This window comes from Bacteroides neonati (assembly GCF_000499785.1).
In the GTDB taxonomy this organism is placed as follows: Bacteria; Bacteroidota; Bacteroidia; order Bacteroidales; family Bacteroidaceae; genus Bacteroides; species Bacteroides neonati.
Genome location: NZ_HG726021.1, coordinates 326,612 through 351,240, shown reverse-complemented (window position 1 = coordinate 351,240; position 24,629 = coordinate 326,612). Strand labels below are relative to the sequence as shown.

The following is a 24,629-nucleotide window of genomic DNA, read 5'->3' as shown; positions in this document are numbered from 1 at the left end:
AGATAAATGGTGAAAAGCGAGTAATTGGCTTCAATTGAAGTGTTTTTTACGTTTAAATAGAAAGAAACAAAGAGAAGAAATACACATTCTTTCTAAGGAACTTTAGTGCTTCATTGATATGACGCTCTACGGTCTTCTCCGTGATGTCGAGTTGTTGCGCAATCTCTTTATAACTAAGGTGTTGGTCTCTGCTCATCTGAAACACATCCCGTTGGCGGGGAGGTAATTCTTCAATTAATTTGTTGATGTATGATTGTAAATCGCTGGCTTCCATCTCCTCTTCAATGCCGTAGGTTTCGCTACTGCTTTTGAGTACGGCTAATTTATATGCACTTTCATTGAAGCTTTTACGAAACTGATTAAAAATAATGTTTCGAGTGATGATAAAAAGGAATCCTTTAAAGTTTTCATTTTCTTTTATGAAAATTCGCGCCTCCCATACCTTTACAAAAACATCTTGTACTACCTCTTCTATCTCTGACGAAGATGTTAAATATAGACGAGAGAAATTATACACTTTTGCCCAATAGGTTTGGTATAGGGTGGTAAATGCGTTTTCATTTCCTTCTTTCAATTGTAAGACTAGCGTTCGTTCATCCATATAGACTATCGTTCTGAAGAGATGCAAACTTACAAATTAATTTTGATTAATACAAAAAACTTGCTAAAGTAGATTGTATTTAGTCTTTTTCGGAAGAGATAGGTATTCTAATTCTTCTTTTTCCTAAACATAAGTTCGCTTTTCCTAAAGTTTAATATTTTTTCTTAGTTAGTTTTCATTGTCGCCTTATAAGCCGACCATTGTCGGCATGCAAGCCGATGATTGTCGCATTACAACACGACTATTATCGGCTTGTATGCCGACAACTAATTTGTAGAAAGAAAAAACAGATAAGTTTCCTAATAAATAGCAGGTAAGTTTCAGGTAATCTGACATTAAGTTATATGAGTTTTATTCCGTTTATGCCGTAGTTAGTTCTAAAAGAACTTAGATAACATCAAAAATGAACCTTATATAATAACATGTTAAACTAAATGATGGCAAAATGAAATAAAAAAACTTTGTTAACCGGGCGGTATTTGTTATGAAAACGAACCGTCTATAATTCACTGAATTACAATCTAATAATTAATCGTATTTATGAAAAAATGCAATTTGCGAATGTTTAATACACAGCAACTCAAAAAGCAGTTAGCGTACGTATTGGCTATCTCGCTGGTATGTATGATACCTGTTAGCGCTTTTGCGCAAGTTCTCAAAGTATCTCTTAAGAGAAACAATGTGCCTATTCAGGTCGTTCTTCAAGAGATAGAGAAACAGAGTGGATATACTCTTTTCTATAACGACAATCAGGTGAAATTAACGAAGAGAGTATCTATTGATGTAAAAGATGCTCCTTTAGAAACAGCCCTAAAGCAGGTGTTTGACAATTCGGGATACACGTACAGAATTGTCGAAAATCAAATTGTCGTTTCTGTAGCTAGCACAACTAGTGCACAAACGGTTACAGCCAACCAGCAACAGAAGCAACAAAAAATTTCCGGTGTGGTGAAAGATAATTTCGGAGAACCGATTATTGGTGCTTCCGTCATTGAGAAAGGTGTTGCCAGCAATGGAACGATAACCAATATTGATGGCGAGTTTACCTTGACCGTATCCGGCAAAGAACTACAGGTGAGCTACATTGGCTTTACGCCTCAGGTTATTACCATTAAGCCCGAAGTAAGTGTTTACAATGTGGTGATGAAAGAAGACACCAAGACATTAGACGAGGTCGTAGTAGTTGGTTATAGTACACAACGTAAAGAGAGTTTGACCGGCTCCATGCAAACACTCAAAAGTGAGAAACTCAAAGACATCACCAGTCCGTCTGTTACAAATATGCTGAATGGTAAAGCACCGGGCGTTTTTGTTGCCCCGGGATCGGGACAGCCGGGAGCCGAAGCAGCTATTGTTATTCGCGGTAAGTCGACTATCAATGGTAGCACAGATCCTTTATGGGTGATCGATGGGGTTATTGTAGGCTCGGGAGCAGGTGCATTGAACCCTGCCGATGTGGAAACAATGACGGTATTGAAAGATGCTGCTTCTACGGCTATTTATGGATCGCAAGGTGCAAATGGTGTTATCTTGGTAACCACAAAAAGCGCGAAAGCAGAAAAAATGACGGTAAGTGCCTCATTAAAAACGGGTATCAGTAATCTAAACAACGGTAACCTTGAAGTAATGAATGGCGCCGAATTGTACGATTATTATAAATCGTTTGCCAATTCTGAAGAGATCATTTTCCCACGTTGGAATGAGGAACTGCGTAATAGCGATTTTAGTTGGTGGGATTTGGCTACAACAACGGGAGTCACTCAAGACTACAACATTGCTATCTCCGGAGGTAATGAGAAATTAAAATCATTCTTATCTGTAGGTGTATATGACGAAACAGGTTCTGTTAAGGGATATAATTACACCCGTTACAATTTCCGCTATAAAACGGATTATAAATTGGGTAATTGGCTGACAATAAAACCCTCATTGGCCGGATCTCGCAGGGATATCGAAGACAAACAATACTCAACGACAGCGATGTATTCAATGTTCCCGTGGGATAATCCTTACGATGAAAATGGAAATATTGTAGGTCACTATTCTAAAACATGGGTCAATAGTAACAGCACCAACTACGTGTACGATTTACAATGGAATAAGTCAACTTCGACTACCTACGAATTCATGGGTAACTTAGACTTTGATATCAAATTGACCGACTGGTTGACCTTCTCTTCCATTAACAACTATAAATGGCAAGGACTCTTCTCAAGTGGCTACAACGATCCTCGCTCTTCGGGAGCATCGGGCGTTAAAGGCCGTTTGACCGAATATCAAACCAATATGGTTCGCCGCTATACCAACCAGATTCTTCGCTTCAACAAGCTGTTTGGCAAGCATTCGGTCAATGGATTGGTTGCTTATGAGTTTAATGATTATTGGACAAAGGTGATAGATATAGCTGCCACCGGATTCGTGCCTGGTTTTGAAGTACTTGACGTAACTGCCTTGCCCGAAAAGACAAAAGGAAGTATCACCGAGTGGGCTGTTCAATCCGTACTCTTCAATGCCAATTATGCTTACGACAATAAATACATGGCGCAGTTGTCTCTTCGCCGCGACGGTGCTTCAAACTTCGGTACCAATGCCAAGTATGGCAACTTCTTTTCTATAAGTGGAGGTTGGAATATTCATAAAGAAGACTTCTTTAAGGTTGACTGGATTAATTTACTGAAAGTACGTGCCTCTTATGGGTCGGTTGGTAACCGTCCGCGCGACCTTTATCCACAATATGATCTCTATTCCGTATCGCAAAAGTATAATGCAACTCCGGGAGCTTTGATTTCTCAAATCGGAAACAAAGAACTTACGTGGGAGAAAACACTTACCACCGGACTGGGAGTCGATGCAAGATTCTTCGATCGTTTGTATTTGACATTCGATTATTATATTAAAAATACAAGCAACTTGCTTTATGCCGTTCCGGTATCGGGCTTGACCGGTGTTACCTCTTTGTGGCAAAACGTAGGAGAATTGAAAAACACAGGTTTGGAGCTGACTTTGGGAGCTGATATCATTAAAAGCAAAGACTGGAACTGGAACGTTGATTTCAACTTCGGTAAGAACAACAATGAAATTAAGAAGCTGTATGGCGAACCGGTTGATGGAAAAGATCCTCAAATCATTGCAGGAGATGTGCTGAATATCGCAGGAAGTGCCGAAAAGCTATGGAAACCGGGCTTGGACAGTGATAGCTACTACATGAGAGAATGGGCCGGAGTAAACCCGGAAAATGGTGCTCCACAATGGTATATGACTGTGAAACAAGCAGACGGAACAACCACTCGCGAAGTAACTTCTGAATATTCGAAAGCAGATCAGGTTGTTTGTGGAGCTTCTACTCCCGATTTCTATGGTGGATTCTCTACGGCTCTAACTTATAAGAACATTGATTTTAATGCAAGTTTCGGCTATTCGGTAGGTGGAAAGATATATAACTACTCGCGTCAGGAATATGACTCGGACGGTGCTTATACCGACCGTAACCAAATGAAGCTGCCCAAGGGATGGAGCCGATGGGAAAAACCCGGCGATATGGCTACACACCCGGTTGCCAGATACAATAACAGCACCAACTCGAACAAGGTATCTTCGCGTTATCTCGAAGATGGAAGCTTCTTCAAGTTACGATCGATCTCTTTGGGATACAACCTGACTCTGCCTCAATATTACATTCAGAACTTACGCGTATATGTAGCAGGAGAAAATCTGTTCTGCATCACCGATTATTCCGGTGTAGATCCTGAGATAACTCCCATTGATGGTAAGCTGACCGGTTCGGTAGGCCCGGGTGTTTATCCTTCTGCTCGTAAATTTATGCTTGGTCTCAATGTTACATTTTAAAAACAGATGATATTATGAAGAAAATAGCTATACTACTTTTGGCAACTGCATGTTCATTCACAGCATGCGATATAGAGAGATTGCCTTATGGCTCAATGGCGGCAGAACAGATAAAAGGTGATCCGGACGGATCACTGGAATCGTTGTTGAATGGCTGTTATGCACAAATGAAAGCTTGGGCAGACGTGATGCACCGTTGCGGCGAATATGCCGGAGACAATATTGTGATTCGAGGAACCTCTACCGATGCATTTTATGAGTTTATCTCGTATTCACGCACGCCCAATAACTATCGTTTGCAAACTTTTTGGGACAATAGTTACAAGGTTATTGCGCAATCATCGAACATTCTTAAGATGATTAATGAAGGTCAAAGTGCCGAGGTTGATCATAAATTAGGTGAATGTTACTTCTTGCGTGGCATGATGTACTTCTACTTGTGTCGTGCTTACGGACGGCCTTACTATCAAAACCCCGAGAAGAACTTAGGTGTACCTATTGTAAACGGTACTCCCGATGATATGCTTAACCTTTCGTTGCCCGACCGCTCTACGGTAAAAGCCACTTATGAGCAAGCCATCAATGATTTGAAGAAAGGTGAAGAACTGATGACCTTGGACAATGGTCCGGCATTTGCTTCCAAAGAAGCGGCTCAGGCCATGCTGTCGCGTGTATATCTTTTTATGAGTGGAACCTATGGAACGCCTAATGTGGAATACGCAAAACTAGCTGTCGATTATGCTGATAAGGTAATTAAATCAACCAAATACATGTTGCTTCCCTACGAAGATTTTAAAGAGTATAACACGCTAACACCCGAAAACAATAAAGAATCGATTTTTGTGGTAAAACGTCTTGCTTCAGAGTTTTCCGGATTCGATCATTACTATGGTGTTGGCGGTATGTATTCGAATATCGGTGGTATGGGCTGGGGTGAAATGTATGCCAGTGCCAAATACATTGCTCTGCTCGATGAGACCGGTCGCAATGATTGGGCAAATAAGAAGTTGGTAGATGCTCGTGCAGCTTTTATTGAACCTCAGTATGTAGGTGTTGTGAGTGGAAAAAACTACCAGCAGAAGGTGTTCCGGTTTATCAAAGATTTAGTTAATAATGCAGGTACTCAAACAAATTTTAGCTACATGCAGGATACTCTTAATTATGATAAATCAACAGGCGCAATCATTAAAGAAGCAGATGGCTCTATAAAATGCTGGGAGGGCTATAAGAATACGCGTAAAGATTACGTTATTAAACCCAAAGATGAGGCTCAGGGAATTTATACAATTGCCTATAGTGATGGAAAGACCTATACAGGTGTTATTGATAACATCATGAAACTTAACCGGGCATATCCGATGTTTTACATCGTAAAATGTTCGCGTGAAGGGGAAGATTCTCAGCTTCACTCACCGGTTATTAGCCGCTTGGGCGAAATTTACTTGAATCGTGCCGAAGCATTAGCCAAATTAGGTAAATACGGAGAAGCTCTTCTTGATTTGAATAAAATTCGTGAGCGTTCTATCCCCGGTCATGGATACGCTTCAATTGATGCTACGAATGCAGGATTGCTAATCGATAAAGAACGACAACTGGAGTTAGCGTATCAGGCAGAACGCAGTTATGACGTGTTCCGCAACGGAGAAGCATTGACTCGTTTGTATCCCGGCCCTCACAATGCCATGGAGAAAGTATTGCCTACCGATTTTCGTGTAGTCTATTACATCCCGCAAAAAGCGATTAATTCTTATCCGGGTACTTTAACTCAAAATCCAACAAGTAATTGATAAATAAATAATTTGAATAGCTAAATGGTATGATCTCCCTGACAACCGTAAAAGGTTTCAGGGAGATTTTTATTTGTAACATACGTTGCAAGTAAACGTATTCTAAATCGGATTTTATCACCCTTTCTTTATCCTCCTGTATTCTTTCGGAGAAACGCCCATCACCTGACTGAAAAGCCGCGAGAAGTAATAGGCATCTTCGATACCTATTTTATAACACACCTGGTTAATTTTCATATCGGTGAAGTCGAGCAATTGGCATGCTTTCTGAATTTTGATTTGATTGAAATAATGTAGGGGAGCATAGCCGGTACGCTGCAAAAACAGGGTGGAGAAATGCGAGGATGAGTAGCCGGTATAACCAGCCAATTCGTTTAGCGTAATCTTTTTGTCGAGTTTCTCTTTCATATAATAGATGGCGGCATTGACCGGATCGGTATCATCTTGCAGATGAGGATCTGAAGATGCATCCCGGTATTGCTGTAAGTATCGCAAAGAGCCTAAGTAATGATGAAACACGGAGGTGGCATAAGATAGATTCTCCAAACTATATCCCATCTTCAGTATACGAAATATCTCTTCGAATAGTTCGGTTCGGTAATGAATACGCGAATGCATACCGGGCTTAATTTCGGTTAGCCGACAGATAGTGGGCGTACAAAAGGTAGGAGCCAATGATCCGCTGAAGTGAATCCAGTATATTGTCCATGGATTCTTTTCGTCCGAGCCATAAGCGTGGGGTATATGAGCGGGGAGTATGAAGTATTGATTGGAGTTTACGTTGTATTTTTGTCCGCCTAGGCTATACCATCCTTTTCCTTCGGTACAGTAAATAAAGATATATTGCTCGATAGCGGTTGTTCGCTCTCTAAAATGGTTGAATGCCTTTGGATAGAATCCGATATCGGTAATGTAGAGCAGGGAAGTGCTTGGCTCGGTTTTCATTCGCTGTACAATGGCCGGAGGCAAAATCAACGCCTGTTCGCCATGAAAGCCATCTTTCTGTTTTACCATTTCGATTAGATTTAAATGTGATTGTTGCAAAGATATGATAAAATAAGAATATTGTCCATCTATTTATATGTTTTCTCTATTTATTTATGCGTTGCGAGTGGTTTACTTTGCAACATTATTTTAAATACTAATAGGATATGAAACAAACACAAAGCTACTTGTTGTTGATCTGTATGGTTTCAGCCATGGGTGGCCTTCTTTTCGGTTATGACTGGGTAGTGATCGGAGGAGCGAAAATCTTTTATGAACCCTTCTTCGGTCTCGAAGGTTCTGCTGCCTTGCGAGGCTGGGCTATGAGCAGTGCATTGGTCGGTTGCCTCGTAGGAGCTCTTCTCTCAGGAGTGTGGAGTGATAAGTACGGACGTAAGAAGATGCTGATTATCGCCTCTTTTCTGTTTGTTCTTTCCTCGATAGGCACAGGGGCTGTCGATACGATCTCACCTTTCATCTTTTATCGCATTGTAGGTGGGCTCGGCATTGGAATCGCTTCCAATATTTCTCCGGTTTATATTGCCGAGGTGTCTCCGGCAAAGGTAAGGGGAAAGTTTGTGTCACTAAATCAACTGACTATTGTTTTGGGTATCCTTTTGGCTCAGCTTGCTAACTGGCAGATTGGGGAGTATTATACGCAAGGCTCCGAAGTGTTGAGCGCAACAAGTGTGGAGTGGGCTTGGCGATGGATGTTTTGGGCAGAACTGATTCCGGCAGGACTTTTTTTCGGGCTCTCGTTTGTGATTCCCGAAAGTCCGCGTTGGTTGGCAACCGTTCAGCGTTGGGATGCTGCTCGCAAAACACTGCAAAGAGTAGGGGGCGAGCAATATGCCCAAAGCACCTTGGATGAATTGAAACGCCTGACGGGAAATACCGAGGAGCATACGTTTGAGTGGAAAGCCTTGTTCCGTCCGCAGGTAAGGCTTGTGTTGATAATTGGTATTGTGTTGGCTGTTTTTCAGCAATGGTGTGGCATCAATGTGATCTTTAATTATGCGCACGAAATATTTTCATCGGCAGGCTATGCTGTTTCCGATGTATTGATGAACATCGTTGTGACGGGTGTAATCAATGTAGTGTTCACGCTTCTGGCAGTATATACGGTCGATAAATGGGGACGCCGCACACTCATGTGTGTGGGATCGGCCGGGCTGGCAACTATCTACCTCATACTGGGTACTTGTTATTATCTGGGGGTGAGCGGTTGGCCAATGCTATTATTGGTTGTACTGGCTATTGCCTGCTATGCCATGTCGTTGGCTCCTGTAGTCTGGGTGGTACTCTCCGAAATCTTTCCCGTCAAAATACGAGGTATGGCAATGGCTCTTTCCACCTTCTTTCTCTGGGTGGCTTGCTTTATCCTGACCTATACCTTCCCACTGCTCAATGAGGCGATAGGGGCTGCAGGTATCTTCTGGATTTACGGAGGTGTTTGCTTGGCCGGGCTGCTGTTTATACGCGCTTATCTTCCCGAGACAAAGGGGAAGACATTGGAGGAACTCGAAAAAGAATTAATCAAATAAAAAAATAAAGTAAAATGAATCATCAGGTAAATGTTTGGGAAGAGGAAATTCTTCTTCCTACCTATGGTGTGGGGAAACCGGAGAAGAATCCGATGTTTCTTGAGAAACGAGTCTATCAAGGCAGTAGTGGGGTGGTGTATCCTTACCCTGTCATCGAAAAGATCGAAGATACCTGCCAAAACAAAAAGTATCGAGCCGTATGGTTGGAGAATGAGTACCTTAAGGTAATGATTCTTCCCGAATTGGGTGGACGTGTACAGATGGCTTACGATAAGGTGAAGCAGCGTCATTTTATATATTACAACCGGGTGATAAAGCCGGCCTTAGTCGGGCTGACCGGACCTTGGATTTCGGGTGGTATTGAGTTTAACTGGCCTCAACACCATCGCCCCAGTACGTTTTTACCTGTCGATTACAGTATCGAACGGTGTAACGACGGGGGCATCATTGTATGGGTCAATGAACGGGAGAGAATGTTCGGGCAGAAAGGTATGGCCGGTTTTACGCTTCGGCCCGGAAGGGCTGTTCTTGAGATACAGGGACGCTTGTCGAACCCTACACCGGTTCCGCAAACGTTTCTTTGGTGGGCCAATCCGGCTGTTGCGGTCAATGAACACTATCAGTCCGTATTTCCTTCGGACGTAAATGCAGTGTTCGATCATGGTAAGCGCGATGTATCTCGCTATCCGGTTGCGAAGGGAACGTATTATAAGATGGATTATTCGGCCGGAGTCGATATTTCCAGGTATAAGAATATTCCCGTACCGACTTCGTACATGGCTATTCGGTCGGCATATAATTTTGTGGGTGGATATGAAAACGATACACAAGCGGGATTGCTGCATGTGGCCAATCATCATGTATCTCCCGGAAAGAAACAATGGACGTGGGGAAACGGAGACTTCGGTCAGGCTTGGGATCGTAACCTTACCGATGAGGACGGACCTTATATCGAATTAATGACGGGCGTTTATACCGACAATCAACCCGACTTTAGTTGGCTTCAGCCCTACGAAGAGAAACGGTTTACGCAATACTTCATGCCTTATCGCGAATTGGGAGTGGTTAAGAATGCTTCGTCGGAACTGTTGATGAACATTGAGCCCGAAGGTACTGCAAGTCGTTTGAAGATATTTGCTACCTCTCGTCAGCAGGCTTTGCACATTGTGGTGAAGAAGTCGGGAAATGTCTGTTTTGATGAGGTTCGCGATCTCTCGCCCGAGGAGGTGTTTGATACACTTGTTCCGGTAGAGGGATTGGATGAAGTCGAAGTACTGCTTTACGGAGCTTGTGGCAAAGAGAAACTCTCTTGGAAGGCTGTACCCGAAACAATCAAAGAGTTGCCCGAAGCTGCCAAAGCTGCTTTAGATCCTGCCGATGTACGGACTCAGGAGGAGTTATTCTTAACCGGACTGCACTTGGAGCAATATCGCCATGCCACGTATCAATCTACCGATTATTACCTCGAAGCTCTCCGCAGAGAGCCGGGTGATGTGCGTTGCAACAATGCCATGGGGCTGTGGCTTATTCGCAAAGGGCAGTTTGCACAGGCAGAACCTTATCTACGAAGAGCCATCAATACCCTTACCGATCGAAACCCCAATCCTTACGAGGGAGAGCCTTTCTATAACTTGGGCTTGGCTTTGAAATTTCAAGGGAAGAATGAAGAGGCTTATGAATATTTCTACAAATCGTGCTGGAATGGGGCATGGCAAGATGCAGGTTACTTTGCACTGGCGCAACTATCTGTGGCTGCCGAACGATGGGAGGAGGCACTCGAAGAGATTGAAAAGTCACTTGTGCGTAACTGGCACAATCTACGCGGACGTCACTTGAAGGCGATTATTCTTCGTCACCTCGAACGCAGACAGGAGGCTTTGGCATGGATCGAAGATTCGCTGCAAATAGATCGTTTTAACTACGGCTGTCTGTTCGAGAAATACATCCTCACCGGAGATGAAAGGGATAGAGACGCTCTTCGAACGTTGATGCGTCCCGAAGCGATGAACTATGAGAACCTGGTTCTCGATTATACTTCGGCCGGGTGTTTCCAAGAGGCTTTACTGGTGTCGCAACTGGCAATCGGCTTAGCGGTCAACGGACGGACACTGCTTCATTTCTACCAAAGCTGGTGTTTGATTCGGCTGGGTAGAACGGCAGAAGCGCGGAATGCAATAGCTACGGCAGAGAGTCAATCGGCCGATTGTTGCTTCCCCAATGCATTGGAGGCAATTGAAGCACTTCGTTCTGTGATCGACTTTGCTGTTACGGCTCCGAAGGCACATTATTATTTAGGCAATCTGTGGTACGATAAAAGACAATACGCCGATGCGATTGCTTTGTGGGAGGAGTCGATACGGCAAGATGCCTCGTTCCCTACCGTGCTTCGCAATCTGTCCTTGGCCTATTTCAATAAGCTCGGTCGTTGTGATGAAGCGGTGGCTTTGTTGGAGAGAGCCTTTGCATTGGATACGACGGATGCCCGTATCCTGATGGAGCTCGATCAGTTATACAAACGTCTCAACCGTTCGCATCAAGAGCGGATAGATCGGTTAGACCGTTACAAGGAAGTGGCTTTCTCGCGCGATGATTTGTATCTCGAATACGTCACCCTGCTCAATCAATTGGGGCGATACCAGGAAGCCATCGAACTGATCGATCTGCGTAAGTTCCATCCTTGGGAAGGGGGAGAAGGCAAAGTGCCCGCACAGTACCAGATAGCCCGCATGGAATGTGCCAAAGAGCTCTTGAAAGCAGGAGACTATGAGCAAGCTCTCCAACGAATAGATGAATGCTTTGTCTACCCGCCTCACTTGGGCGAAGGTAAGTTGCACGGTGCACAGGAGAATGATTTCAACTATTACAAGGCATTGGTACTACAACAGTTGGGACGTAGCGAAGAGGCACATTCACTCTTACTGAAAGCCTGTACCGGCAACAGTCAGCCGGCTGCTGCTATCTATTACAACGATCAGAAACCCGATAAGATATTCTATCAAGGATTGGCTCTTCGCCGGTTGGGACGTGAGGAGGAAGCACGCAGCCGTTTCAATCGCTTGGTTACGTATGGTGAGAAACACCTTTACGATACATTTAAAATGGATTATTTTGCCGTATCTTTACCCGATTTGCAGATATGGGAGGATGATATGAATAAGAAAAATACCATTCATTGTTATTACTTGATGGCACTGGGACATTTGGGACTTTCGGAGACAGAGAAAGCCGAACACTTCTTTGCATTGGCAGCCGGGATGGACAATAACCATCAGGGAGTTCAACTGCACCGTCGGGCATTAACCCATTAATAAAACCAAGGAAGACAAAATGAATAAACCAATGAAATACAAGCTGGCGACACTGCTTCTGGGTATGCTGTTAACAACACAACTACCCGCACAACAGCCCCTGCAACCGAATATTGATTTATCCGGTATGTGGCGTTTTCAACTCGACCCGATGGGGTTTGGAAAGACACCGGGCTCTGAGCTCTATTTGGATAAACTATCCGAAACGATTATGCTGCCCGGCTCTACCGATCAGGGAGGAAAAGGGATTAAAAACTCAGCTCGTTATGTAGATCGACTGAGCCGTAAGTTTGAATATCAGGGAGCTGCCTGGTATCAGCGTGAGGTTGTTATTCCCACTGCTTGGGCAGGTAAGGAGATTTACCTCGATCTGGAGAGATGCCATTGGGAAACAACAGTCTATGTGGATGGAAAGTTGGTAGGCATGGACGAACGTCTGAGTACCCCCAACCGTTTTCTAATGACGCCACTGCTCACTCCGGGCACTCATACGTTGACTCTATGTGTAGACAACCGTTTGAAATATCCGATGGATCAATGGGCACACGGAACAACCGAACATACGCAGACCAACTGGAACGGAATTGTAGGCCGTATGGCATTGCAAGTAAAAGAAAAAGCTCATATCCAACAGGTAAAGGTATCTACCGACGTGCCTGCGAAGCAGATCGAAGTAGCGGTGAAACTCTCTTCGCTCAAAGCCGGTCAAAAAGGAAGACTGGACTTGAACATCCGCGAGAAGAATAGCAGCAAAGTGATAGCTACCCGAAGCGTAGAGATAGACAGTCTTTCTGCTGCTTCGCCGATTCGTCAAACACTCTCTATGGGCAACGGGATGAAGTGTTGGGATGAATTCTCGCCCAACCTCTATGAACTCGATGCCGTATGGAATGTAGGCGAAACGCAGGATACCCAAACAGTGGTATATGGTATGCGTAGCGTAGAGCAAGGCAAGCATCACATTCGTCTCAACGGTAGAGATATTCATTTGCGCGGTGTGCTCGATTGTGCTGTGTTTCCTCTTACGGGCTACCCATCTGTAGATGTGGCCGACTGGAAACGTATCTTCTCTACCGTTAAGGAGTATGGAATGAATCACGTTCGCTTCCATTCCTGGTGTCCGCCCAAGGCAGCATTTACGGCTGCGGACGAACTGGGTTTGTATCTTCAAGCCGAGCTGCCGATGTGGATTAAAGATGTGGGACAATACCCTGCCCGCAGGGATTTCTTTGAAAAAGAGATGTATGCTATTTTAGATGAATACGGCAACCATCCCTCATTCATCCTGATGTGTAATGGTAATGAGAATGAAGGCGATTTTGCCGTTCTAGAAGATTTGGTGAAGAAGGCGCAGGCTTATGATTCGCGTAGACTTTACTCGGCTTCGACTGCTCGCACGCATACGGCTTCGGATCAGTATTATGTTTCGCATGTTACCAGCAAAGGATGGATTACTACTTATGAAGGCAAACCTTCTACCGACTGGGATCTGTGCAAACAGTCTGATATCGACGTTCCGGTCATTGCACACGAAACCGGACAGCGCTGTATGTACCCCAATTTCGAAGAGATCAAGAAATATACAGGTGTATTGGAACCACGCAATTTTGAAGTGTTTCGCGAAAGGCTGACCAAGAACGGTATGCTGCATCAGGCCGATGACTTCTTCCGGGCAACGGGAGCGCACACCGTACTTCAGTACAAAGAGGTCAACGAGTCGCTCTTGCGTACCAACAATTCGGGAGGTTTCCAATTACTCGGGTTGGCCGATTTCCCCGGGCAGGGTAGTGCCTTTGTCGGTATCCTCGATGCTTTCTGGGAAAGCAAAGGACTGGTTACTCCCGAGAAATACCGGGAGTCTTGTGCGCCGACTGTTCTATTGGCTCGTCTATCCAAACGTACCTATAGAGCGGGGGAGAAGTTCCGGCCCAAACTGGAACTGTATCACTATGGCGAAAAGGCGATAAAAGCACAGAAACTAAACTGGACATTGGTGGATGAGGCCGGTGTTGCATATCGCAAAGGAAGCTGTGCCGTTCGCACCATTCAGCCTGCAAGGGTCGATTCGTTGGGAGTAGTTGAAGTGATGCTCGACGGCATAGATACTGCCCGTAAGTTGACACTAAAAGCAGAACTGGCAGGAGTGAAGAATGAATGGGATATCTGGGTATATCCCCAATCGACAGCAACTGTTTCTGAAGGATTCTTATATACTCGCTCTTGGAACGAAGAAGCTAAAAGATGGTTGAGCGAAGGGAAAAACGTCTTGCTGGTTCCCGAAAAAGCAGAAGGGCGTAAAGCTCGTTTTGCCAGCCATTTCTGGAATCCGATCATGTTCAACTGGAATCCCATGATTGTGGGTACGCTGATTCGTAACCAGCATCCGGCATTCGGTCAATTCCCTACGCGTGAGTATGCCGACTGGCAATGGTTTGATGTGCTGAACGGTTCCACTGCATTGGAGTTGAATAATTTGAAAGAGATTACACCAATCATACAAAGCATCGACTCTTACGAAACCAATCAAAAGTTAGGAATTGCTTTCGAAGCCAAAGTAGGAAACGGTAACTTGTTTGTGCTCTGTATCGATCCCGAGAAAAACATCGACAAGCGTTTGGCAGCACAGCAGTTGTTGGTATCGGTCAAACAGTATGTTGCCTCGGCAGCATTCTTGCCCGAGAAGAGCTTACAGCTTTACGAGGTAGATGCGCTTTTTCCTGCCGTAGTTCAGCAAAAGAGTGATACCGGCAAAACCAACCAAGCCATTCAGCAATTGTTGAATAAGTAAACGTACTGCTTCTCCGGATAGATTATAAACCGGACAATAGCCTATACAAATGAAACGAGGATACCCGCTAAGAGTATCCTCGTTCCATTTAATGAGTGTTGCTATTTATTGCTATAATAATCAATCGTTTCTACCGTTAACAGGTCAATGGGCATGTAGTTAACATGTGTAACCTCTTTCTTAAAGATAAGGTGATCGCACAATGTTTTGATGCCATTGAAGCCCTGGAGTTCGGGTTGCTGCGCCAGTAGAAAAGAGATACTTCCCTGTTTCAGGCAGGTCACGTTGCGCTCAAGCAAGTCGTACCCAATGAGGTTAAACCCTTCGCGCTGATGCGCTTGCAGGTATTCTCCCAAAATGTATGCTTTTGAGTTGAACGTGATACCGCTGTTAATGGTCGGGTGCTGGCGGAAGAATTCGTCGAGCATCAGGCTGTCTTTGTTATCGCGCTCGGCATGCAAATCGAGCTCCAGTATATGACAAGACGGATGATGTTCTTCCATGTACTGCCTAAATCCTTTTTCTCTGTTCTCTTGTTGATTAGAACCGATAATTCCTTCGTGGATTTTACGGAAGATCACAATCTCTTTTTCATTGCCTGCCAATAACATAAGCATACGGGCAGCAAAGTATCCGCTCTGTCGCGAATTCTGCCCGAAGAAGGCTAATGGGGGAATCTCTTTGATATTAGAGTCTATATATATATAAGGTATATCTTGTTCGTTGAGTTTATCGGTAAGTTCTTTTGTATACTGGGTTACGGTAGGGGCTACCATTACGCCATCGGGGTGTGCATCAAGAATCGTATGGCTCGCGTCTACAAAGGATTGATAATTGTAGGGGTCGTAATAGGTAGTCTTGACTGATATATTGAAATCCGAATAAGCAACAACTGCTTCGCTGATGCCTGCTTCGACGGCCGACCAGTATTCTCCTTCGAGATGTTGAGGGAGGAGGCAGGTAAACGAGTATCGTTTGTTCGATGCCAATGCACTGGCATACATATTGGGCTGATAATCCAGTTGCTTCAATATCTCTTCCACTCGTTTTTTACTTGATTCTGAAACTCCGCTACGGCCGTGAATTACACGGTCTACTGTTCCGACTGATACGTCCGCCAAGCGGGCGATATCTTTGATTCTTATTCGATCTGGCAACTTATTCATAAGGTTATTTTCGATTTTGTGTCCGCACACACTGATAATCTTAATATTTCGGACACAAATATATAACAATTTTTGTAATTACGAAAATTGTTGTATCTTTGTGCCCGCACACGAAAGTTGTGTCATATAGCCTGTTCTTGATGGTATAGTGCATTGTATCAGTGTGTTATAGTCTAAAATAAGCTTAAAATGACAAATTGAAACTTAATAATATTAATTACTTATTTCATTAAAACATAGAATTATGAGAAAGAAAGTCGTTACGTTAGGCGAAATCATGCTAAGATTGTCTACTCCGGGTAACACGCGTTTTGTTCAATCAGACGCTTTTGATGTAGTGTACGGTGGGGGTGAAGCTAACGTTGCGGTAAGCTGCGCGAACTATGGGCACGATGCTTACTTTGTATCTAAACTGCCTACACACGAAATTGGCCAGTCGGCCGTTAATGCACTTCGCAAGTTTGGTGTAAAGACAGACTTTATAGCCCGTGGTGGCGACCGCGTAGGCATTTATTATCTTGAAACAGGCGCTTCTATGCGTCCAAGCAAAGTGATTTATGACCGTGCTCATTCATCGATTGCCGAGGCCGATGCTTCCGATTTTGACTTTGATGCCATTATGCAAGGTGCCGATTGGTTTCACTGGTCGGGCATTACACCGGCTATTTCGGACAAAGCTGCCGAGCTTACTATGCTGGCTTGCGAAGCTGCCAAACGTAACGGTGTAACGGTATCTGTCGATCTTAACTTCCGTAAGAAGCTATGGACCAAAGAGAAAGCTCAATCGATCATGAAACCTTTGATGAAGTATGTTGACGTATGTATTGGTAATGAAGAAGATGCCGAACTTTGCTTGGGCTTCAAACCCGATGCCGATGTGGAAGCAGGACATACCGATGCAGAAGGCTACAAAGGCATCTTCGAGCAGATGATGAAGGCGTTCGGATTCAAGTATGTTGTGTCGACTTTGCGCGAATCGTTCTCGGCTACACACAATGGCTGGAAGGCTATGATCTACGATGGCAACGAATTCTATATGTCAAAGCGTTACGATATCGATCCCATCATTGACCGTGTAGGGGGTGGCGACTCATTCTCGGGTGGTATCATCCATGGCCTGATGACGAAGCCCAACCAAGGCGAAGCACTGGAGTTTGCTGTGGCTGCTTCTGCTTTGAAACATACCGTGAACGGCGACTTCAACCTTGTTTCTATCGAAGAGGTAGAGGCTTTGTCGGGTGGTGATGCTTCGGGTCGTGTGCAACGCTAATAGATACTTCAATTTATAATATAGAAACTTAAGATGGCAAAATTTGATAAGATAGCCGTGTTGAACAAAATAGGTTCGACCGGTATGGTTCCGGTGTTTTATGATAAAGACGCAGAAGTGGCAAAGAAAGTAGTGAAGGCTTGCTATGATGGTGGTGTTCGTGCTTTTGAGTTCACCAACCGTGGCGACTTTGCTCACGAGGTGTTTGCCGAAATCGTGAAGTTCGCTGCCAAAGAGTGTCCCGAAATGGCTATGGGTATCGGCTCGATTGTCGATCCGGCTACGGCTGCTCTGTACTTGCAGTTGGGTGCTAACTTTATCGTAGGTCCACTGTTCAACCCCGAGATTGCAAAGATCTGTAACCGCCGTTTGGTGGCTTATACACCCGGTTGCGGTTCGGTATCCGAGGTTGGTTTTGCGCAGGAAGTAGGATGTGATCTTTGCAAGGTATTTCCGGGCGATGTGTACGGTCCTAACTTCGTAAAGGGACTGGTAGCTCCGATGCCTTGGTCTAAACTGATGGTTACAGGTGGTGTAGAGCCAACCAAAGAGAACCTGACCTCTTGGATCAAAGCCGGTGTATTTTGTGTAGGTATGGGTTCGAAGTTGTTCCCTAAAGACAAAGTAGCTGCCGAAGACTGGGCATATGTTACAGCTAAGTGCGAAGAAGCGTTAGGCTATATTGCCGAAGCTCGTAAATAAAGATATTTGCGTTAACGCAAATTTCAGAGTATGCCTCCTTAAAAGGGTTAGTTAGTGTTTTAGGAAAAGGAGGCATACTCGTCATTTTGTTTAAAGGTGTTTTAAAGGGGGCAAACCATCGGACTGATTTTGTTAGTGAATCATTTCGGTGGTTTGTTATTTATCAATAGTTTGATCGAACGGGTTGCCGTAAACGACTGGCGATGGAAAATAAATACCGGAATTGCTGCACCAACGACCAGTGCAAACAGTACAAAGATAGTGGTGCTACCGTTGTGGAAGAACTCGACCAAATATTTCAGCGAGGCCTCTTGATCGGTTGTATGCATGAACTTGGTCAATGCCAGAATGCTTTTATAAGCAAACATTCCCGGAATCATGGGCAACAACGAAGGAAACGAGAAAACCTCTGCCGGGCAGTGAATGAACTTGGCAAAAGGAATAGCCAACAGCCCAATCGTAATGGCTGCAAAGAAGGATGCAGGCGCAATACTCATCGTAAACAAATCGGTATGCATCAAGAAATACCGCATGGCATGTCCGGCAGCTGCCAATAGTGCCGATATCAATATAGCTTTACGTGGCGGGTTAGAGATGATCGCAAACCCAATAGCGGCAACCGCCGCAAATATGCCATCGAGAAGAATGGCTGTAATAAAATCTATGTTCATTATAATGCGCTTATACCGGTTATTAAAAGAGTAATGGAAAGACCTATCGCAATACAGATGATAAGCAGACAGGCGTTGATGAAACGCGATATGCCCGCCAGTACATGTCCGTCGATAATGTCCATAATCGAGTTAATGAGTGGTACGCCCGGAATGAGATAGAGCACGCTCGTACCCAATGCCATATCGGGTGTTTCGCCCCAATGCATCAGGTAGCCTGTGCTACCGATGATCGATGCTACGAAAGAGGAGATGATGAACACCGATAAGTGATTCCAATGTCGCCCCATCAGCACCGTGCGAATGTAAAAACCGGCCAGTGTGGCTGTAAAGACAATACCCATCGAAATAAAATCTCCCTGAAACAGCCTACAGAAGGCTGCATTGGCAAAGGCCACCAATATTAATACCAACCATTTGCTTTCGCGTGGCTTGCTTACAATGTCGAAATAACGCCGTTGCAGTTCGGTGAGCGATAGATGCTCATCGTATGCCTCCCAGCTCAAGGTGCTCAGTGCCGAGTTGATGGCAAAGTTCAGTCCCATCGGTTTAATTTTGTTGACGGTACTGTACGAGTGCGAGTTGTCTGCATCGCGCAGGGTCATGATGATGGTCTTCTGAAAGATAGTCATGTCGCATTCAAAGCCAAATGATTCGGCTATGCGTGATGTGTTGCGTACGATGCGGGAGGTTTGAACGCCCACTGCCATGAGACTGGTAGAGTACTCCGACAAGAAATTAGATAGTTCTTTTAGTTCCTGGTGAATATCCATGATGAAATCTTTTTCCTTTTTGGAGTGCAAAGGTAATTAAAAAAATGGCAAACCGGATGTTTTTTCTTCCTCTCTATTTTAACACTGTTAATCCTTATTTTATCCTTTGCTTTTGTTCCTATGCAAGAGTACGTACTTTTTACCGGAATGAATACGTATTCTTTGACACCAAGAGTACGTATTTAACGCACTGTTAAAATAGTACTTCTCAATCTCACTTTTTTATGCTATCTTTGTGCGCTTAAACCAAAAGAACCCCATTATTTTTATGTTAACAGATTTGTTAAATTCTTCTTATTTTGCATTATTCCTTATTGTAGCACTGGGTTTTATGTTGGGACGCATCCGTATTAAAGGTTTGTCGCTCGATGTCTCGGCTGTTATCTTCATCGCGTTATTATTCGGCCATTTTGGTGTGGTCATACCTAAGGAGTTGGGCAATTTCGGCTTAGTGCTTTTTATTTTTACGATTGGTATTCAGGCAGGTCCCGGATTCTTTGATTCGTTTCGAAGTAAGGGGAAAACGTTAATTCTTATCACGTTGCTCATCATTACCTCAGCTTGTCTTACAGCCGTAGGGTTGAAGTTTGCTTTCGATATTGATACCCCCAGTATTGTAGGGCTGATAGCCGGTGCGCTGACCAGTACCCCCGGTTTGGCTGTAGCCATCGATAGCACACACTCACCGCTCGCCTCTATCTCTTACGGTATTGCCTATCCGTTTGGAGTGATCGGAGTCATTCTTTTCGTTAAGCTCCTGCCCAAGGTGCTTCGTGTCGATCTTGATAAAGAAGCGCGACGACTCGAGAAGGAGCGTAGAGGACAGTTTCCCGATCTTACCACCGGTATGTTTCGTATCACCAACCCCAATGTATTTGGAAAGAACCTGACGCAACTCAATGTACGTGCCATGACCGGAGCGGTCATTTCGCGCCTCAAACACAAAGAACAATTGTCTATTCCCATGGCGCATACGGTACTGCGCGAAGGCGATTACATCAAAGCCGTCGGTAGCGAAGATTCCATGGTTCAGCTTGGCGTATTGGTAGGCGAGCGTGTGGAAGGTGATTTACCGTTGGATACTACGCAAGAGATCGAATCGTTGCTGCTTACTAAAAAGGACATGATTAATAAGACGATTGGTCACCTCAACCTGCAAAAGAATTTCGGCTGTACGGTTACCCGTGTGCGCCGAAGTGGTATTGATCTGGCTCCTTCGCCCGAACTCGAGTTGAAGTTTGGCGATAAGCTGATGGTTGTAGGAGAGAAGGAAGGGCTGAAGGGCGTAAGCCGTTTGCTGGGCAATGACGCAAAGAAGCTTTCGGATACGGATTTTTTCCCTATTGCCATGGGTATCGTATTAGGTGTTTTGTTCGGTAAGTTGAATATTTCCTTTTCCGATAGCCTGTCATTCTCGCCCGGACTTACGGGTGGTGTACTGATGGTGGCTCTTTTTCTGAGTGCTATCGGCAAAACAGGTCCTATTATGTGGTCCATGTCGGGTCCTGCCAATCAGCTTTTGCGTCAGCTCGGGTTGCTGCTTTTTCTTGCCGAAGTCGGAACTTCGGCCGGAACAAATCTGGTCTCCACCTTCCAGGAGAGTGGTTTGTTGCTCTTTGGAGTAGGGGCTGCCATTACTTTGGTGCCGATGTTTATTGCCGCCATTGTGGGGCATCTGGTGTTTAAAATCAGTCTGCTCGACTTGCTGGGAACCCTCACCGGAGGTATGACCAGTACCCCCGGTTTGGCTGCTGCCGACTCAATGACCGACAGTAATATTCCCAGTGTAGCCTATGCAACCGTTTATCCCATTGCTATGGTGTTTCTTATCTTGTTTATACAGATAATTGCCTCTACATTGTTCTAAATCGAATTATATTCCTATCTTTGGTCGGTTAGTATTCTTCCTTTTTGAATACTAACCGATTTCTTTAAGTATTTGTTGACGTGATTATTAGAGAGAAAGTGTAATTCATTTTTAACTAAAAACTGTAGCGTGTATGGAAAACGTTGTTCCTCCGTTCAAAGTAGATGTTGCCGGGGCTTTTTTGATGCCGAAAGTATTGATAGAGGCTCGCGAGCAATTACGAAACGGACAGTTAAGTCAGGTAGCATTACGTGCCATGGAAGATGCCGAAATCAGAACGCTGGTCGATCGGCTCAAAGCAATTGGTTCGAAAGTAGTAACAGATGGTCGTTTTCGTAGCGACTCATGGCCCCTCGATTTTATGTGCGGGTTTGAAGGAGTTCGATTAAGACCCACTAAGAAAAGCACGCTCGAGTTAACAGGTCGCATTGACTTGCACCATCACTTTATTATTGATGACTTCATGTTCCTGACCGGGATTACCGGTGGAGATATTATTGCCAAACAGGTGCTACCGGCCCCATCTCTTATGTTGGCCGAGTTGTTGAAGGAGGATAACCGCGAAGAGCTCGACCGTATCTACCCCGATCTCGAAGTATTGCTTGAAGATATTGCCATTGCCTATCATAAATTAATTACCGAATTGTACGGATCTGGTTGTCGCTATGTGCAATTTGATGATATCACACACATCGTAACAGACAACGCCATTCGCGTTAACAATATGTCTTTGGTCGATTATCCCAAAGATTTATTCGTGGCTTTCCATGCCTCCAGCGAAATGCTGTATGCCGTAAAAGGGATGGATGCCTTCTTTCTCGACTACGACTCGGCGAGTTGTGGTAAGAGCCGTTTGCTCTGGTTTATCCGTGAGAAACAAGCTACCTTTGGCTTCGTACTATCGCATTATCCGGACGAAGAGGAGTTGGATGAGCTATGTGCCAAGATCGAAGAGGTAAACCGCTACATTCCGTTGCGCCGCTTTACGCTGTGTATACCCAATCCGCAGCCATCCTCTTTCGAGTCTTACGAAACAACCCTGCAAAAGCAATGGGACACGTTGAGTATGGCCGAGATAGTAGCCAAACGATTTTGGCCTGAGGAGGGTTAAATAGAATCTCTCTGTAGATTCGTTGCCTTGAATACCGGCTGTAGTTTCTGTGCTTCCGATTCGAATCCGAACCAATAGCCTTTCTCTTCGTGGATGGGTAAGAAACATAAGCGGAGCGTCTCATGATACTCTCCATAAATGACTTGCCACTCCTCGAAGGGAACTTGCCTTTTGGTTCTGACTTTTTCGGCGGGAAGTTTCTTTAACGACATACCTGCCTCGATCCAGGCGATGCTTACTAGTGCCTGAGCCTCCGGATAAGCCTTTTGGCAGAACTCGTACAGAATTAAGCCCCTCTTTTCCATACTCAGGGGTTGGTCGATTAGTCCGAGTTGTATCACGTAGTGGAGTAAATCCGATAAGAATGCAGGATGGGCAAGCATCAGCTGTTGTGTGACGCTGCGCCACGTAGGTACATTGTAGAAACCATCGAGCAAACGAGAGAGGTAGCGAGCCGTTTGTAGCTCTTCTACCGTGATTTCCCGAGTCTGTAATACTTCGTAGGGTGGAAGGGGGGAGTATTGTATACCCAACTCTTCGGCTCTGCGACGCATCTCCGTGCCCGGTAGTAGTTTTAGTGATTCGAGTTGTATCTCGCCTGCTCCATAACCGGCAAGGGTATGTACATCCTCAAAGATTTCGCTCAAATGGTAAAGAGGAAGCCCGGCAATGAGGTCGGCATGTGTTTCCATTTGAGGCAGAGAGCAGAGAAACTGTAGTCCTTCGAGTGCTTTGGATAGTTTTCCCATACGCCGACTTTGTACCAATACCTCTTCTCGTAAGCTCTGAATACCGGCTTCGAGATGAAGCAAGCCTTGCGGAAGCTTTGCCAACTCTTCTTTCAGCTCTGCTGAGAGCAAAGCCGGATGTATCTCCAAGTGGAAACAGATATCGGGCGAGAATTCAAGAAACAAGGTAAGCAGTTCTTTGGCTCGTTTGTTGTCGTAGTTAAAGGTGCGGTCGAGCACTCTCACATTCTTTATTCCCCGTCGATGAATCTCTGTGAGCCGTTGGCGGATGGTTGCCATGTCAATGGTTCGAATAGGCTTTTCACCGCCACTTACGCAGAACGCACAGGTGTTAAAGCATCCCCGGGTCGTTTCGAGTTGTACGAAAGGTTTGCTCCAGTTGAAGAAACGACTCTCCTCGGGAGAGATTAAGCGGTCGAAGTTCATGACACGAGCTATCCCGTTGTCGCAATACCGTTCATCACTTTCGAGATAGCACAAGCCGGTGATGTGGCTCCATGAGTCGGGACGGTTCCATACCTTTAACCAACTCGGGAATACCTCTTCGCCTTCTCCCCTAAACACACCGTTTACGAATGGATTTTTGCGTAGAAAAGCTTCATTGTTGCCTAGGAACTCGGGGCCTCCCAAGATAATGGTACAGTGTGGAAGCAATGCTTTGGCTCTTGATACGATATGTAAGAGTTGTTCGTGATTGAAGAGCCAGGTAGTTGCAGCAATAATATCCGGACAATGACTGTAGATGTTGTTGACAATCATTCCAACATTTTCGCCAATGGTGGCCGATACCACCTCCCATTCAATGGAGGTATCGGTTGCTATTTGAGCGTGCAGAGCCGGTAAAGCAAGGGAAGAGTGTGCGTAAGAGCTATTTAAATCAAGCCAAAGAAGTTTCATGCGGGGTATTTATCGTTTATTCTTGCAAAGGTATGAAAAAAGTCAGCTTTAATTTCGTATTTGCTCTTAAAAAGATTATATTTGCCGCATATATTTGATAAAATGACAGGGATTATGAAAAAAATAAACTACGTAAAGATACTCCTTTTGACAACTCTCTTGTGGGGGTTTACTTCTTGTGAAAGCGATCATACCATTTTCGATGATTTGGTTGGCCGAACATGGGTAGGCGATTTGGGCTTTAACTACGGTGATGCTCCGGTAGAAAGTGGAATTTCATTTAGCAGCGATGGTTTCGCTACCGACAATCAATATTATTTCCCTGAGGATGGAGGTCGATTTGCAACCAGTTTACCTATTCGGTGGCGAATAGAATATGGCACTTTATACCTGGATTACGGTAATAGGTATCCTATGCTTGAAATACGAGGTGTCGATATCAGTGGACCTAATCTCAGAGGGCGGTTATATGCTGATGGTGTGGATGAAGGTAATATAACACTGACCATGCGGTATTAAACGATATATATAAAAGAGAGAAGAGGATGCCATAAGCATCCTCTTC

The 24,629-nt window shown here is 44.6% G+C and carries 16 protein-coding genes; 10 read left to right on the top strand and 6 right to left on the bottom strand.

The annotated features are described in order from the left end of the window. Positions 1-52: 52 nt before the first annotated feature. Entirely contained in the window at positions 53-601 is a 549-nt protein-coding gene (locus TY03_RS10870) for an RNA polymerase sigma-70 factor (RefSeq protein WP_042369993.1), read from the bottom strand. Positions 602-1,141: 540 nt separating this feature from the next. Here TY03_RS10870 and TY03_RS10865 point away from each other — a divergent pair. Together TY03_RS10865 and TY03_RS10860 are read left to right on the top strand one after the other, a co-directional pair. Then, positions 1,142-4,447 (top strand): TonB-dependent receptor, encoded by a 3,306-nt coding sequence (locus TY03_RS10865; RefSeq protein ID WP_042369992.1) that lies wholly within the window; start codon positions 1,142-1,144, stop codon positions 4,445-4,447. A gap of 14 nt (positions 4,448-4,461) precedes the next feature. Beyond that, on the top strand, positions 4,462-6,234 hold the full coding sequence (locus tag TY03_RS10860) for a RagB/SusD family nutrient uptake outer membrane protein (RefSeq protein WP_042369991.1): 1,773 nt from the start codon (positions 4,462-4,464) through the stop codon (positions 6,232-6,234). Between the two features lie 117 nt (positions 6,235-6,351). On the opposite strand, the gene TY03_RS10855 is transcribed toward TY03_RS10860, so the two are convergent. Continuing rightward, positions 6,352-7,248, bottom strand: a complete 897-nt coding sequence (locus TY03_RS10855) for an AraC family transcriptional regulator (protein ID WP_042369988.1) — start codon at positions 7,246-7,248, stop codon at positions 6,352-6,354. 137 nt (positions 7,249-7,385) lie between these two features. Here TY03_RS10855 and TY03_RS10850 point away from each other — a divergent pair, with 137 nt between their 5' ends. From TY03_RS10850 to TY03_RS10840, 3 genes are all read left to right on the top strand, one after another. Beyond that, positions 7,386-8,762 (top strand): sugar porter family MFS transporter, encoded by a 1,377-nt coding sequence (locus TY03_RS10850; protein ID WP_042369986.1) that lies wholly within the window; start codon positions 7,386-7,388, stop codon positions 8,760-8,762. 14 nt (positions 8,763-8,776) lie between these two features. Beyond that, complete coding sequence (locus TY03_RS10845; RefSeq protein WP_042369983.1) at positions 8,777-12,070, top strand: DUF5107 domain-containing protein; 3,294 nt, start codon at positions 8,777-8,779, stop codon at positions 12,068-12,070. Positions 12,071-12,134: 64 nt separating this feature from the next. Next, complete coding sequence (locus TY03_RS10840) at positions 12,135-14,858, top strand: sugar-binding domain-containing protein (RefSeq protein WP_230201971.1); 2,724 nt, start codon at positions 12,135-12,137, stop codon at positions 14,856-14,858. Positions 14,859-14,959: 101 nt separating this feature from the next. Here the strand turns inward: TY03_RS10840 and TY03_RS10835 are convergent, their stop codons facing one another. After that, the gene (locus TY03_RS10835) at positions 14,960-16,024 is read right to left on the bottom strand and encodes a LacI family DNA-binding transcriptional regulator (RefSeq protein WP_042370206.1); all 1,065 of its coding nucleotides are present in this window, start codon (positions 16,022-16,024) and stop codon (positions 14,960-14,962) included. A 244-nt stretch (positions 16,025-16,268) separates the two neighbouring features. Between TY03_RS10835 and TY03_RS10830 the strand changes: the two genes are divergently transcribed. Beyond that, positions 16,269-17,294 carry a sugar kinase gene (locus tag TY03_RS10830; protein ID WP_042369979.1) on the top strand — a complete coding sequence of 342 codons (1,026 nt, stop codon included), beginning with the start codon at positions 16,269-16,271 and terminating at the stop codon, positions 17,292-17,294. 33 nt (positions 17,295-17,327) lie between these two features. After that, positions 17,328-17,996 (top strand): bifunctional 4-hydroxy-2-oxoglutarate aldolase/2-dehydro-3-deoxy-phosphogluconate aldolase, encoded by a 669-nt coding sequence (locus tag TY03_RS10825; protein ID WP_042369977.1) that lies wholly within the window; start codon positions 17,328-17,330, stop codon positions 17,994-17,996. Positions 17,997-18,136: 140 nt separating this feature from the next. On the opposite strand, the gene TY03_RS10820 is transcribed toward TY03_RS10825, so the two are convergent. Together TY03_RS10820 and TY03_RS10815 are read right to left on the bottom strand one after the other, a co-directional pair. Next, a complete protein-coding gene (locus tag TY03_RS10820) occupies positions 18,137-18,670 on the bottom strand; it encodes a threonine/serine exporter family protein (RefSeq protein ID WP_148335643.1) in 534 nt (177 codons plus the stop codon). Beyond that, positions 18,667-19,440 (bottom strand): threonine/serine exporter family protein, encoded by a 774-nt coding sequence (locus tag TY03_RS10815; protein WP_042369973.1) that lies wholly within the window; start codon positions 19,438-19,440, stop codon positions 18,667-18,669. The genes TY03_RS10820 and TY03_RS10815 overlap by 4 nt, the downstream gene beginning before the upstream one ends. A gap of 268 nt (positions 19,441-19,708) precedes the next feature. Here TY03_RS10815 and TY03_RS10810 point away from each other — a divergent pair, with 268 nt between their 5' ends. After that, complete coding sequence (locus tag TY03_RS10810) at positions 19,709-21,307, top strand: aspartate:alanine exchanger family transporter (protein ID WP_042369970.1); 1,599 nt, start codon at positions 19,709-19,711, stop codon at positions 21,305-21,307. 133 nt (positions 21,308-21,440) lie between these two features. Next, positions 21,441-22,418: a uroporphyrinogen decarboxylase/cobalamine-independent methonine synthase family protein gene (locus TY03_RS10805; protein WP_042369968.1), complete on the top strand. Its 978-nt coding sequence runs from the start codon at positions 21,441-21,443 to the stop codon at positions 22,416-22,418. Here the strand turns inward: TY03_RS10805 and TY03_RS10800 are convergent. Further along, the gene (locus TY03_RS10800; RefSeq protein ID WP_042369966.1) at positions 22,415-24,064 is read right to left on the bottom strand and encodes a B12-binding domain-containing radical SAM protein; all 1,650 of its coding nucleotides are present in this window, start codon (positions 24,062-24,064) and stop codon (positions 22,415-22,417) included. The two genes, TY03_RS10805 and TY03_RS10800, sit on opposite strands and share 4 nt — an antisense overlap. A 114-nt stretch (positions 24,065-24,178) precedes the next feature. Between TY03_RS10800 and TY03_RS10795 the strand changes: the two genes are divergently transcribed. Beyond that, a complete protein-coding gene (locus TY03_RS10795) occupies positions 24,179-24,583 on the top strand; it encodes a hypothetical protein (protein WP_042370204.1) in 405 nt (134 codons plus the stop codon). Positions 24,584-24,629: the final 46 nt, after the last annotated feature.

Coding starts and splice junctions, on each gene's coding strand:
- TY03_RS10870 (WP_042369993.1), bottom strand. CDS start 601: ATGGATGAACGAACGCTAGTCTTACAATTGAAAGAAGGAAATGAAAAC.
- TY03_RS10865 (WP_042369992.1), top strand. CDS start 1,142: ATGAAAAAATGCAATTTGCGAATGTTTAATACACAGCAACTCAAAAAG.
- TY03_RS10860 (WP_042369991.1), top strand. CDS start 4,462: ATGAAGAAAATAGCTATACTACTTTTGGCAACTGCATGTTCATTCACA.
- TY03_RS10855 (WP_042369988.1), bottom strand. CDS start 7,248: ATGGTAAAACAGAAAGATGGCTTTCATGGCGAACAGGCGTTGATTTTG.
- TY03_RS10850 (WP_042369986.1), top strand. CDS start 7,386: ATGAAACAAACACAAAGCTACTTGTTGTTGATCTGTATGGTTTCAGCC.
- TY03_RS10845 (WP_042369983.1), top strand. CDS start 8,777: ATGAATCATCAGGTAAATGTTTGGGAAGAGGAAATTCTTCTTCCTACC.
- TY03_RS10840 (WP_230201971.1), top strand. CDS start 12,135: ATGCTGTTAACAACACAACTACCCGCACAACAGCCCCTGCAACCGAAT.
- TY03_RS10835 (WP_042370206.1), bottom strand. CDS start 16,024: ATGAATAAGTTGCCAGATCGAATAAGAATCAAAGATATCGCCCGCTTG.
- TY03_RS10830 (WP_042369979.1), top strand. CDS start 16,269: ATGAGAAAGAAAGTCGTTACGTTAGGCGAAATCATGCTAAGATTGTCT.
- TY03_RS10825 (WP_042369977.1), top strand. CDS start 17,328: ATGGCAAAATTTGATAAGATAGCCGTGTTGAACAAAATAGGTTCGACC.
- TY03_RS10815 (WP_042369973.1), bottom strand. CDS start 19,440: ATGGATATTCACCAGGAACTAAAAGAACTATCTAATTTCTTGTCGGAG.
- TY03_RS10810 (WP_042369970.1), top strand. CDS start 19,709: ATGTTAACAGATTTGTTAAATTCTTCTTATTTTGCATTATTCCTTATT.
- TY03_RS10805 (WP_042369968.1), top strand. CDS start 21,441: ATGGAAAACGTTGTTCCTCCGTTCAAAGTAGATGTTGCCGGGGCTTTT.
- TY03_RS10800 (WP_042369966.1), bottom strand. CDS start 24,064: ATGAAACTTCTTTGGCTTGATTTAAATAGCTCTTACGCACACTCTTCC.
- TY03_RS10795 (WP_042370204.1), top strand. CDS start 24,179: ATGAAAAAAATAAACTACGTAAAGATACTCCTTTTGACAACTCTCTTG.